11 protein-coding genes are annotated in these 12009 nt (G+C 73.1%); 7 read left to right on the top strand and 4 right to left on the bottom strand.

All coding sequences use genetic code 11. From position 1 onward, the window contains the following. Window positions 1-78: 78 nt before the first annotated feature. The 3 genes from J2S44_RS09510 to J2S44_RS09500 all read right to left on the bottom strand — a co-directional run bounded on the left by J2S44_RS09510 (window position 79) and on the right by J2S44_RS09500 (window position 4284). Window positions 79-747: a response regulator transcription factor gene (locus J2S44_RS09510; protein ID WP_033341223.1), complete on the bottom strand. Its 669-nt coding sequence runs from the start codon at window positions 745-747 to the stop codon at window positions 79-81. 8 nt (window positions 748-755) lie between these two features. Next, entirely contained in the window at window positions 756-2387 is a 1632-nt protein-coding gene (locus J2S44_RS09505) for a sensor histidine kinase (protein ID WP_374727968.1), read from the bottom strand. Between the two features lie 97 nt (window positions 2388-2484). Further along, window positions 2485-4284: an AMP-dependent synthetase/ligase gene (locus J2S44_RS09500; RefSeq protein ID WP_310410819.1), complete on the bottom strand. Its 1800-nt coding sequence runs from the start codon at window positions 4282-4284 to the stop codon at window positions 2485-2487. A gap of 169 nt (window positions 4285-4453) precedes the next feature. Here J2S44_RS09500 and J2S44_RS09495 point away from each other — a divergent pair, with 169 nt between their 5' ends. From J2S44_RS09495 to J2S44_RS09465, 7 genes are all read left to right on the top strand, one after another. After that, window positions 4454-4906 (top strand): SRPBCC family protein, encoded by a 453-nt coding sequence (locus J2S44_RS09495; RefSeq protein WP_310410815.1) that lies wholly within the window; start codon window positions 4454-4456, stop codon window positions 4904-4906. Window positions 4907-4929: 23 nt separating this feature from the next. Beyond that, window positions 4930-6156: a hypothetical protein gene (locus tag J2S44_RS09490; protein ID WP_310430163.1), complete on the top strand. Its 1227-nt coding sequence runs from the start codon at window positions 4930-4932 to the stop codon at window positions 6154-6156. A gap of 168 nt (window positions 6157-6324) precedes the next feature. Beyond that, a complete protein-coding gene (locus J2S44_RS09485; RefSeq protein WP_310410812.1) occupies window positions 6325-7275 on the top strand; it encodes an ROK family glucokinase in 951 nt (316 codons plus the stop codon). 17 nt (window positions 7276-7292) lie between these two features. Then, window positions 7293-7484: a hypothetical protein gene (locus J2S44_RS09480; protein WP_310410809.1), complete on the top strand. Its 192-nt coding sequence runs from the start codon at window positions 7293-7295 to the stop codon at window positions 7482-7484. Beyond that, window positions 7481-8182, top strand: a complete 702-nt coding sequence (locus J2S44_RS09475) for an endonuclease/exonuclease/phosphatase family protein (protein ID WP_310410806.1) — start codon at window positions 7481-7483, stop codon at window positions 8180-8182. The genes J2S44_RS09480 and J2S44_RS09475 overlap by 4 nt, the downstream gene beginning before the upstream one ends. Before the next feature lie 137 nt (window positions 8183-8319). Then, complete coding sequence (locus tag J2S44_RS09470) at window positions 8320-9693, top strand: flavin-containing monooxygenase (RefSeq protein ID WP_310410804.1); 1374 nt, start codon at window positions 8320-8322, stop codon at window positions 9691-9693. Further along, window positions 9690-10481: an alpha/beta hydrolase gene (locus tag J2S44_RS09465; protein WP_310410802.1), complete on the top strand. Its 792-nt coding sequence runs from the start codon at window positions 9690-9692 to the stop codon at window positions 10479-10481. The genes J2S44_RS09470 and J2S44_RS09465 overlap by 4 nt, the downstream gene beginning before the upstream one ends. On the opposite strand, the gene J2S44_RS09460 is transcribed toward J2S44_RS09465, so the two are convergent. After that, the gene (locus tag J2S44_RS09460; RefSeq protein WP_310410800.1) at window positions 10478-11890 is read right to left on the bottom strand and encodes an alpha,alpha-trehalose-phosphate synthase (UDP-forming); all 1413 of its coding nucleotides are present in this window, start codon (window positions 11888-11890) and stop codon (window positions 10478-10480) included. The two genes, J2S44_RS09465 and J2S44_RS09460, sit on opposite strands and share 4 nt — an antisense overlap. Window positions 11891-12009 lie beyond the last annotated feature (119 nt).

Here is a 12009-nt window from a genome sequence, read left to right as displayed (position 1 = left end):
CACCGATCGGCTGAAAGGTGGCACCAAAAAGGCGAGCGCGCCTCATGAAAAAGGAGCGCCCGCCTGAATGGGAATGGGTCAGAACTTCGGTGCGTCCGGCGCCTCGAGAAGGCCGAGCCGGAGCGCGGTCATCAGTGCCTGGGCGCGATTGGCCGCGCCCAGCTTCTCGTACAGCTTGGAAATGTGCGTCTTGGCCGTGGACTCGCTGACGAACAGCTGCTTCGCGATGCCGGCGACGCTCATGCCGTCCGCGAGAAGGCGCAGCACCTGACCCTCGCGCGGGGACAGCTGCGGGCCGGACGGCGCGAGCCGGCGCTTCATCGCCTCGGCCAGATCGGCCGCGGTGAACGCGCTCGGCGCGGACGCGGCGTGCCGTGCGGCGGCCACCACCTCGTCGGCCGGTGCGGTCTTCGGCACGAACGCGGACGCGCCCGCCTCCAGTGCACCGAACAGCTGGTCGTCCCCCGCATACATGGTCAGGACCACGATGCCCATGGTGGAGCTGTTCTTCCGCAGCGCCCGGGTGGCCTCCAGGCCGCTGCCGTCCGGCAGGCGAAGGTCCATGATGACCACGTCGGGCTGGAGCGCGCCGGCCTGGCGGACCGCCTCGGCGGCCGTGGCGGCCTCACCGACCACCTCGAACTGCCGGTCGCGCTCGAATGCGTGCCGCAGTCCCTTTCGGATCAGGTCGTGATCATCGACAAGAAGGACCTTGGTGCGCGTCGTCGGCGCAGGGCTGGTCGACATAGCTCGGTTTACTCCCCTTCTAATGCGTTGCCGCTATCGCGCACGCTATCGCGTCGGGGCGAGGCTCCGAGCACCACCGCCACCGTCGTTCCACTCGGATTCCGCGGCCTAATCTCCAGGCGGCCACGGATACGTTCCGCTCTCTCATTCATGATCGCAAGACCGTAACGGCCGTCCGGTCGCTTATCCGCCATTCCCTGTCCATCGTCCGTCACCTCGATGCGGGCGTAAGGGGGGTCCACCTCGCAGGTGACCCACAGGTTCGAGGCGCCGGCGTGCTTGCGCGCGTTCGTGATCGCCTCCTGCGCGATGCGCAGCAGCTCCGCCTCGGTGGCGGCCGGCAGCCGGGCCGTGGACTCGTCCAGCGTGTAGTGCACGCGCAGACCCGCGGCGGAACCGACGGTCCGCGCGTACTCCGCGATCGCACCGGCCAGCCCGCCGTGCCGGTCGACCTCGGACCGCAGCTCGAACAGGGACAACCGTAGCTCGGTGATCACGCGAGTGACCTCGCCGCGCAGCGTGCGCAGCTCCTCCGCGGTCTCCTTCGCGTCCTCCGGCAGCGTGGCCAACGCGTTGTCGATTCCGTAGCCGACCATCACCAGCTCCTGGGCGACGCCGTCGTGGATCTCCCGGGCCAGGCGCTGCCGTTCCTCGTTGGTGGCCAGCGAGCGCACCTCGTCGAAGAGCAGCGCGGCCTCCAGGCGCAACGCGGCCGGGCCGGTCACCGAGGTCACCTTCGCCACCACCGGCGCCGGGTACGCCAGGCTGGTGTTGGTCTCCACCACCACCAGGCCGATCGACCGCACGCCCGCGACCAGCGGCACCACCAGCGCGGACACCTCCGCGCCGCGGTGCGAGCGGGACTGCGAGCGGCTCGCCGTGGCCGGCTGCTGGCTGGCCCACGCGTCCGCGATCGCGGAGTCCGCGTCCAACGTGGTCTCCCAGTCGACGCGCTCCATCGCGGACTGGGCCAGCACCACCAGCCGCCCGCCGCCGCTCGCGGTCAGCACGGCCGCGCGGTCCGCCGGCGCGACCGCGCGCAGCTCCTCCAGCAGGTGCTCGGCGATGCCGCCCGGGTCCAGCGTGGCGCCGGGCAGCTGACGGGCGACGCTGCGCAGCTGGGTGAGCAGGCGCGTCGCCTCCGCGTACGGCTGTGGCTTCGTCTCCCGCACCAGCATCCACCGCCTCAGCGTGTCGGCCGCGAACGTGCCCAGCCCGCCCAGGATGAGCCACTGCGCGCAGACCGCCATGTAACCGATCTGCGTGATCTGCGGCCCGCTCGGCGTCACGTTGACCGCGCCGCTGGCCAGCAGCGTGCCCGCGGCCGCGCCGAGCAGCACCGCGCCCTCGCGGGAGCGCCGTTGCAGCGCCGCGACCGTGAGCGGGACCGCCAGGTAGGGCAGGATCACCTCCGCGCCGACGCCCGGGCCGAGACTGCCGACCGCGCTGGCCGCGCCGGCGACGTCGCTGGCCGCCAGGCCGACGACCACGACCTCGGCGAACCGGGCGGCGGGCGCGAGGATGCGATGCCGCGGCGCGACCACACCGGGGATGCTGAGGAACAGCAACGCCACGATCCACCAGAGGCGGTCCGGGTCCCGGGTGATGATCAGTGTGAGCAGCGCGACGAGCGCCAGCATCACGAAGCGAGCCGCGACCGCCAATGGATGCGGACGTGGTGCGACGGGGGGTGAGGCGGCCACTCCGGGATGCTATCGCCTGCCCGGAGTTCCACCGTCACTTGGTGTAGATGGCGGCGATGTCGTCCGCGTACGTCTTGTGCACCACGTTGCGCTTGACCTTGAGCGACGGGGTCAGTTCGCCGGTCGCCTCGGTGAAGTCGCGGCCCAGGATCCGGAACACCTTGATGGCCTCCGCGCTGGACACGGCCTTGTTCGCCGCGTCCACCGCCTTCTGGATCTCGGCCCGCAGCGCGGGGTCGCCGGCCAGCGCGGCCACCGTGCTGTCGGCATCCCGACCGTTCGCCGCGAGCCAGCCCGGCCAGGCCTCCTCGTCGATCGTGATCAGCGCGGCGATGAACGGCTGCCGGTCGCCGACCAGCACGCTCTGGCTGATCAGCGGGTGCGCGCGGAGCCGGTCCTCGAGCACGGCCGGGGCGACGTTCTTGCCGCCCGCGGTCACGATGATCTCCTTCTTCCGGCCGGTGATCGTCAGGTAGCCGTCGTCGTCCAGCTCGCCCAGGTCACCGGTGCGGAACCAGCCCTCGTCCAGCACCTCGCGGGACGCGTCCGGGTTGTTCCAGTAGCCGCCGAACACGATGTCGCCCTGCACCAGGATCTCGCCGTCGTCCGCGATCCGGATCGTGACGCCGGGCAGCGGGCGCCCGACCGAGCCGATCCGGATCGCGCTCGGGATGTTCGCCGCGACGGCCGGCGAGGTCTCGGTCAGGCCGTAGCCCTCCATCACCAGCACGCCGACGCCGCGGAAGAAGTGCGCCAGCCGGGCGCCGAGCGGCGCGCCACCGGAAACCGCGTCCGTGCACCGGCCGCCCATCGCGGCGCGCAACTTGCCGTAGACCAGCCGGTCGAACAGCGCGTGCCGGGCGCGCAGCAGCAGACCCGGTCCGCCGGAGTCGAGCGCCTCGCTGTACGCGATCGCGGTCGCCTCGGCGCGCGCGAAGATCGCGCCCTTGCCGCCGGCCTCCGCCTTCGTCTTCGCGCCGGTGTAGACCTTCTCGAACACGCGCGGCACGGACAGCAGGAACGTCGGCTTCACCGCGGCCAGGTCGGGCAGCAGCGTGCGGGTGTCCGGCGAGTGCGCGAGCGTGGCGCGGGTGGTCACCACCGCGATCTGGATCAGCCGGGCGAACGCGTGCGCCAGCGGCAGGAACAGCAGCGTGCGGGACTCGCCCTTGAACAGGTGGTCGAACGCGACCACCGCGTTCAGCACCTCGGCCAGCAGGTTGCGGTGGGTCAGCGAGCAGCCCTTCGGGCGCCCGGTCGTACCGCTGGTGTAGATGATCGTGGCGACGTCCGCGGCGCGCGCGGCCCGGCGGCGCTCCTCGACCGCCTCCGCGTCGACCGGTTCGCCGGCCGCGGTCAGCGTGGCCAGGCCACCGGCGTCGATCTGCCACACCTCGCGCAGGTCGGCCAGGTCCGCGCGCAGGCCGGAGACGAGCAGCGCGTGCGCGGTCGTCTCGACGAACAGGGCGACCGCGCCGGAGTCGGCCAGGATCCAGGAGACCTGCTCGGCGCTGGAGGTCTCGTAGATCGGCACGGTGACGGCACCGGCCGCCCAGACGGCGTAGTCGATCAGCGTCCACTCGTACCGTGTCTTGCTCATCAGGGCGACCCGGTCGCCGGGCTGGACACCGGCCGCGATCAGGCCCCGGGCCACCGCGACCACCTCGGCGTGGAACTCGGCCGCGGTCACCGGCGACCAGGCGTCGGCGGTGGCGTCGGCACGGCGCAGGAACGACACGTTCTGTGGTGCGATGCGCGCGTTGTCCCATACCGCGTCGGTAAGGGTCGTGGTGTCGGCGATCGTGACGACCGGGGGGACGGAGAACTCGCGCACCTGACAGCTCCTCGGAGGTGGGGGCCCGTGTCACGGCCCTGATACAGCAGAAACGTACCGCCCGTGACGGTGATCCAACACATCCGCCCGGCTGCGTTCCGGCCGGAACCGACGCGCTGCTTCACCAACCCCCGCCGGAAGTGTCGGAGCCTCGCGGTAGCCTGCCCGCATGGCGGACTCCTCCACCCAGTCGATCGTTATCGCCGCACCGGCCGAGCGTGTGGCCGAGGTCGTCTCCGACTTCGGCAGCTACCCCCAGTGGGCCGACGCGTTCAAGCAGGTCGAGGTCCTCGAGGAGTACGAGGACGGATATGCCAGCCAGGTCCGGTTCGTCATCGACGCGGGCGTGCTGGCGGACGAATACACGTTGCAGTACGAGTACGCCGAGGACCTCTCCCGCATCGAGTGGCACCTGGTCGCGCCCTCGAAGATGCAGAAGGCGCAGCGCGGCTCCTACGACATCACGCCGAACGCCGACGGCGGCACCACCGTGACGTACACGCTGGAGGTGGATCTGTCGATCACCACGATCGGCATGATCCGGCGCAAGGCGGAGAAGCGCATCATGGATACGGCGCTCAAGGAGCTCAAGCGGCGGGTGGAGAGCCTGCCGGCCGGCTGACACACCGCACAGGGGGCTTGATCATGGCGACTCCGGACCCGTCCGGCACCGGCTCGGCACGCGAGGAGGCGGAGCGCCTGGTCGCGGCCGTGCTCGCCCGTGCATCCGAGGGAGCGAGCCAGGCCGCGTGGATGGCGCAGGGCGCGAAGTTCGCCGCCCGCGCCTCCGGCCACGAGACGACCAGCGCGGGCCTCGGCCTGCTCGGCGACGCGTTGCGCGGCGTCGCGAAGACCGCCTCCGGTTTCAGCGAGGACCTGCACAAACACTCCGAGGGTACGGCCGGCGGCCGCGCGACGGCCCGGCCACCGAAGGAACCCACGAGCGCCTCCGGACCGGCCGCCACCACCACGGCGGCCCCCCGCACCGCCTCGCCGGCGGCTCCCCACACCCAGCCGGCGTCTTCCGGCACCGGGCCGGCGTCTTCCGGCACCGGGCCGGCGTCTTCCCGCGCCGAGCCGGGGGCTTCCGGCGCCGGTCCGGACGCGCCCGGCGCGGTCCCGGCCGGCGACGCGAGCTCCGCCCGCGCGCGGGACGGCCGGGTCTTCGCGGCCGACGGCCCGCAGGCCTCGCACGCCGGGTGGGCCACCGGGAGCGCGGAGTGCTGTGTCTGCCCGGTCTGCCGCGCGATCACCATGGTCCGCAACCCCACGCCCGAGTTCGCCGAGCAGCTCGCCACCAGCGCCGGCGATCTCGCCGCCGGCGTGGCCGGCCTGCTCCGCGCGTTCTCCACCGCCGCCGCCGACCGCACCACCTGGTCCGCCACGGCCGACTCCGGTGCTGCGGCCGGCTCCGGCGCGGCCGGCTCCGGCGCGGCCGGCTCCGGTGCGGCCGGCTCCGGTGCGGCTGGCGCGGGCGCCGGCTCGGGCGGGACTAGCTCCGGCGTGGCCGGTTCGAGCACGGCCGGCACGGGCGCCGGTTCTGGCGCGGGCGGCTTCGGCGCGGCTGGCGCGGGCGCCGGTTCGGGCGGGACTAGCTCCGGCGTGGCCGGCTCGAGCATGGCCGGCACGGCCGGCACGGGCGTCGGCTCTGGCGCGGGCGCCGGTTCTGGTGCGGGCGGTTCCGAGGTGCCCGGTGGGGCGAAGGCGGGGGAGAAGGCGCCGCACGAGGACTCCGGCACCGGCTGGCCGGGGGACGACCCGTGGTCCGCCGCGACCCGTGCCGCGGCCGCCGGCAACGGCGGTGGTGACCCCGGCAGCAGTGGCGCGGCGGCGACCGGCGATCATGAGCGGGGGTCCCGCGGCACCGTCTAACGGGATGACGCGGTCTCAACCCGGCGCGCCACGCGTCGGCGGAGGATGGGGTCAGGTAGTGATCAAGCGGGCGCCGGCGGGTGTCCGCCGGTCGTACGTGCCCGGGATGGCGCGGGCACGTACTGGGTAACACACCCGGCACGGACGGTTATGAGGGGAGCGGCGGCGGTGACGCTGACCATCGGAGTCGACATCGGCGGCACGAAGGTGGCCGGTGGGGTCGTCGATCCCCACGGCGAGGTCCTGGCCCAGACGCGGCGGGAGACGCCGGCGGACGACGTCGCCGAGACCCGCGACGTGATCATCGACGTGGTGCGGGAGCTGGCCGCCGGGCACGCGATCACCGCGGTCGGCATCGGCGCGGCCGGTTTCGTGGACGCGGGCCGCTCGACCGTGCTGTTCGCGCCGAACCTGGCCTGGCGCGACGAGCCGCTGCAGAAGTACATCTCGGACGCGACCGGCCTGCCCGTCGTGGTGGAGAACGACGCGAACGTGGCGGCCTGGGCCGAGTTCCGGTTCGGCGCGGCCCGGCACGCGGACGCCTCGATGGTGATGTTCACGGTCGGCACCGGCATCGGCGGCGGCCTGGTCACCGGCGGCCGGCTGGTCCGCGGCACCCACGGCATCGCGGCCGAGCTGGGCCACATGACCGCGGTGCCGGACGGCCACCCGTGCGGCTGCGGCCGGCTCGGCTGCATCGAGCAGTACGCCAGCGGCACCGCGCTGGTCCGGTTCGCCCGGTCCGGCGCGCGGCAGGACCCGCACCGCGCGGCGGCGCTGCTCGCGCTGGCGGGCGGCGACGCGGACCGGATCACCGGCCCGATGGTCACCCAGGCCGCGCAGGCCGGCGACCCGGTCGCGGCCGAGGCGTTCGGCCAGATCGGCTACTGGCTCGGCACCGTGATGACCGACCTGGTGCAGATGCTGGACCCGCAGGTGCTGGTGGTCGGCGGCGGCGTGGCCGACGCCGGTGAGCTGCTGATGGCGCCGGTCCGGAAGGCGTACGCGGATTCGCTCGGTCAGCGCGGCCGCTTCCCGGTCGCGGAGCTGCGCCCGGCCGAGATGGGCAACACCGCCGGCGTGATCGGCGCCGCCGACCTCGCCCGCCTGGTCGAGTAGCCCGCGACGCTCTCCCCGTGATCCGGAACGACCGGGAAACCGACGCCCGGATCACCGCGGCGGCACGGCTCGGGCGGCACAGCGGTCCGGCCGGCACGGACGTGACAGCGAACGACGTGACAGCGAACGACGTGACAGCGAACGACGTGACAGCCAACGACGTGACAGCCAACGACGTGACAGTGACGTCAGGGAGGGGTCGGCGATGACGGAGGGCGCACTGCGCGTGCTCACCTACAACGTGCACGGGCAGCGGGACGACCGGGCCGCGCTGGCCGAGGTGGTCCGGGCCGTCGCCGCGGACGTGGTGATCGTGCAGGAGGGCCCGCGCCGGTTCGGCTGGCGGAACCGCACCGCGAACCTGGCCCGCGCGTTCGGCGCGGTGCTGGCCGTCGGCGGCCTGCCGTCGCTGGGCAACCTGATCCTGACCGACATGCGCGTCCACGTGCACCGCACCTGGACCACCCGATTCCCGCTGACGCCGGGCCGGCACATGCGCGGCGCCGCGTTCGCGGAGTGCTCGGTGGGCCGGCGGCGGTTCACGGTCGCCGGCACCCACCTGTCGCTGGACGCGGCCGAGCGGGCGAGTCAGGCCGAGCTGCTGCGCGCGGAGCTGTCCGCGGTACGGACGCCGGTGGTGATCGGCGCGGACGTGAACGAGACGTCCGGCGGCGCGGCCTGGCGCACGCTCGCGGACGGCCTGACCGACGCGGCGGTCGCGGCGGACGCCACGGACCGCTGCACGTTCCCGCTGCACGGCCCGACCGGCCGGATCGACGGGATCTTCACCGATCCGCGTATCGAGGTGGTCCGCTACGACGTGGTGGACACGCCGCTGACCCGGCGCGCCAGCGACCACTTCCCGGTCGTCGCGGACCTGATCGTTCCGGAGCTGCCCGGCACCTGACCGCGACAGCGAGCCGGCACCGGAACGCGGCGCAGCCGCGCCCCGTGCATGCGGGGAGGCCCACGGCGTACCCGCTGATGTTCTGATTTTTTGCTCCTGGGGTGGACAGGTATGGCGGAAATCGAGAGGATTTCGCGGTGCCCAGCTCCGCCGAGTTCGACAGTGCGACGCGTCCCGTCTATGACCGGGGGGACGACACGGTCTGTGTGATCGGTGCCGGGCTGAGCGGGCTCGCGGCCGTGAAGAACCTGAAGGAGCACGGGTTCGGCGTCGACTGCTACGAGCGGGAGACCACGGTCGGCGGCGCGTGGAACTGGCGGAACGACCGCAGCCCGATGTCCGCCAGAACCCACCTGATCTCGTCCCGGCCGATGTCGGAGTTCCCGGACTTCCCGATGCCGGACGACTGGCCGGACTATCCGGACCACGCCCGCTACCTGACCTATCTGGAGCGTTACGCCGACCACTTCGGCCTGCGCCCGCACGTCTGGTTCGGCACCGAGGTGGTCTCCGTGGAGCCGGCCGACGAGGCCGGTCGCTGGGACGTGACCACGCAGAGCACCGGCCGGGCCGGCGGCACCCGCACCCACCGCTACCTCGCGGTCGTGGTGGCGAACGGGCACAACTGGGCGCCGCGCATGCCGCGGATCGACGGTCTGGACGACTACCGCGGCAAGGTCATCCATGCGTCCGCCTACAAGGACCCGGCGGAGTTGCGCGGGCGCCGGGTGCTGGTGGTCGGCGGCGGCAACAGCGGCGTGGACATCGCGGTCGAGGCCGGCGCGCAGGCCGTGAAGACCTGGCACTCCACCCGGCGCGGTTACTGGTACACGCCGAAGTACCTGCTGGGCCGCCCGGCCGACCAGGTGCACGTGCGCGCCCAGGGTCTTCCGCTGCGGGTGCGGCAATGGCTGTACCGGCAGCTGGTCACGAGGACGCTCGGCGACCCGGTCCGGTTCGGGCTGCCGGCGCCGGACCACCGGCCCTACGAGTCGCACCCGGTGCTCAACAGCCAGTTGCTGCCCGCCATCGGGCACGGCGACGTCACGCCGGTGCCGGACGTGGCGCGGTTCCACCGCACCGAGGTGGAGCTGTCCGACGGCCGCACGATCGACCCGGACCTGGTGGTGCTCGCCACCGGCTACCAGCCGCGCTTCGAGTTCCTCGACCCGGCGCTGACCGGCACGGACGCGGACGGCCGGCCGCACCTGCTGCTGCACGCGTTCGCACCGCGGCATCCCACGCTCGCGGTCACCGGCCTGCTGCAGCCGGATTCCGGCATGGGCCCGCTGGTGCACTGGCAGACCGTGGCGTTCGCCCGCTGGCTGCGGCTGCGCGCCGCCGACCCGGACCGGGCGGCCGGCGTGTGGCAGCGGCTCCAGGCCGAGGCGGACCGGCCGCTCACCACGACCGGGACGACCGGCTCGCCGCGGCACTGGTTCGAGGTCAGCTACCGCAACTACCTGACGGCCCTGCAGCGGCTGCTGGACTCCACGGAGGTGCCGGCGTGAGGATCGACCGCTCGGCCGACTGGGCGGCTCCGATCCCGCCGGTGCGGCGCGAGGTGCTCAGCGCCACGCCCGAGACCGACGACGGCCGTCCGCCGCTGCTCTTCGTGCCCGGTTACGGCCACGGTGCCTGGCTCTTCGCGGAGCACTGGCTGGAGCACGCGGCCGGGCGCGGCTTCGGAGCGCACGCGCTCAGCCTGCGCGGGCACGGCCGGTCCGGTGACGCGCCCGGGGCCGGCCTGCGCGCCTACGCCCACGACGTGGTGCAGGTCGCGGCGTCGCTGCCGCGTCAGGCCGTGCTGATCGGGCACGGCGCCGGCGCGCTGGTCGTCGCGCACGCGCTGGCGCGATACTCCGCGCGGGCCGCGGTGCTGGTCGCGCCGGTGCTCGGCGGCTGGGGCACGCTCGGAGAGGCGCTCCGCCGGAACCCGGGCGGCACGCTCCCGGCGCTGGCCGGTGCCCGCCTGCGGGTCAGCCGCCGGCAGCTGTTCGGCCGGGAACTGCCGGACGACGTCGCGCGGGAGTACGCGTCCCGGGTGCGCTTCACCAGCCGCCGCGCGCAGTACCAGCTGATCACGCACCGCGCGCCGGAACCGCCGGCCGGGACGCCGCCGGTACTGGTGATCGGCAGTCAGCACGACGCGATCGTCTCCCCGGCCGCGCTGAACCGGGCCGCCCAGCGGTTCGGCAGCACGCCGCTGCTCTTCCCCGGCATGGGCCACGACCTGATGCTGGACACCCGCTGGCGCGAGCCGATCGACGCGATCCTGGACTGGCTGGAGAAGAACTAGGCCGTCAGCCGGTCGGCCAGCGTGCCGGTGTTCTCCAGCGCGGTCAGGTAGTCGCGGGCCCAGTCGCGGATGTCGTGGTCGCGCAGGTGGGTGCGCATCGCGCCCATCCGCTCGGCCCGCTCCGCCTTGGGGCAGTCGATCGCGTCGATCAACGACCGCTTCAGCCCCTCCAGGTCGTGCGGGTTGACCAGGAACGCGCGGTCCAGCTCGTCCGCCGCGCCGGCGAACTCGGAGAGCACCAGCACGCCGCCGCCGTCCATCCGGGCGGCCACGTACTCCTTCGCGACCAGGTTCATCCCGTCGCGCAGCGGCGTCACCACCATCACGTCCGCGGCCTGGTAGAGCGCGGCCAGCTCGGACCGGTCGAACTGCTGGTTCAGGTAGTGGATCGCGGGCTCGCCGACCCGGCCGAACTCGCCGTTGATCCGGCCGACCTCGCGCTCCACCCGGTCCCGCAGGATCGCGTAGTGCTCGACCCGCTCCCGGCTCGGCACCGCGACCTGCACCATCACCGTGTCCCGCACCTTGACCAGGCCGTCCTCCAGCAGTTCGCTGTACGCCTTCAGCCGGTGCTCGATGCCCTTCGTGTAGTCCAGCCGGTCCACGCTGAGCAGCACGTGCTTCGGATCGCCGAGATCGGTGCGGATCTGCCGGGCCCGGGCCTGCACGTCCGGCCGCCCGGACAGCGCCTCCATCTCGGCCACGTCGATCGAGACCGGGAACGCGCCGGTCCGGACGAACCGCTCGCCGACCGCGATCCGCCGGTCGGTGGCCGGCAGGCCCAGCACCTTCGTGCAGAGCTGCGCGAAGTTGTGCGCGGCCTGCGCGCGCTGGAAGCCCACCAGGTCCGCGCCGAGCAGCCCGCGCAGCAGCTCCGCCCGGCGCGGCAGCTGCATGAACAGCTCCGGCGGCGGGAACGGCACGTGCATGAAGAACCCGATCAGCAGGTCCGGCCGCATCTCGCGGAGCAGCGCCGGCACCAGCTGCAGGTGGTAGTCCTGGACCCAGACCACCGCGTTCTCCGCCGCGACCTCGGCCGTGGCCTCCGCGAAGTGCTGGTTGACCCGCTGGTACGCATCCCACCAGCTGCGGTGGTAGGTCGGCTGCTCGACCGCGTCGTGGTAGAGCGGCCAGAGCGTCGAGTTCGCGAAGCCCTCGTAGTAGTGCGCGAAGTCGTCGTCGGTGAGCGGGACCGGGCGCATGCTGATGCCGCCGATGTCCGGCAGCTCCGGCGCCGGGCCGGCCGTGCCGGACCAGCCCACCCACGTCGCGGTCGTGTGCTCGAGGATCGTGTGCAGCGCACTGACCAGCCCGCCCGGACTTCGCCGCCACTCGCAGGCCCCGTCCGGGGCGATGTTGTCGTCGACCGGCAGCCGGTTGGCCACCACCACGAGCGAGCTTTGACGCATCCGGGAGCCTCGTTTCGCGTTCACTGTCGCGGGAGCTGTGCGGATTGTGCGCATGAATCTAGGGGCGTCAGTATTTCTACTGACGCAAGGTTACATGTCTATTACCGGTCGCTGACCGT

It is taken from the genome of Catenuloplanes niger (assembly GCF_031458255.1).
Taxonomy (GTDB): Bacteria; Actinomycetota; Actinomycetes; order Mycobacteriales; family Micromonosporaceae; genus Catenuloplanes; species Catenuloplanes niger.
Note: the sequence above shows the minus strand (reverse complement) of the source record. Positions and strands in the feature narration are given on the sequence as shown.

Coding starts and splice junctions, on each gene's coding strand:
- J2S44_RS09475 (WP_310410806.1), top strand. CDS start 7,481: ATGACGGAGGGCGCACTGCGCGTGCTCACCTACAACGTGCACGGGCAG.
- J2S44_RS09495 (WP_310410815.1), top strand. CDS start 4,454: ATGGCGGACTCCTCCACCCAGTCGATCGTTATCGCCGCACCGGCCGAG.
- J2S44_RS09510 (WP_033341223.1), bottom strand. CDS start 747: ATGTCGACCAGCCCTGCGCCGACGACGCGCACCAAGGTCCTTCTTGTC.
- J2S44_RS09460 (WP_310410800.1), bottom strand. CDS start 11,890: ATGCGTCAAAGCTCGCTCGTGGTGGTGGCCAACCGGCTGCCGGTCGAC.
- J2S44_RS09490 (WP_310430163.1), top strand. CDS start 4,930: ATGGCGACTCCGGACCCGTCCGGCACCGGCTCGGCACGCGAGGAGGCG.
- J2S44_RS09505 (WP_374727968.1), bottom strand. CDS start 2,387: ATGCTGGCGCTCGTCGCGCTGCTCACACTGATCATCACCCGGGACCCG.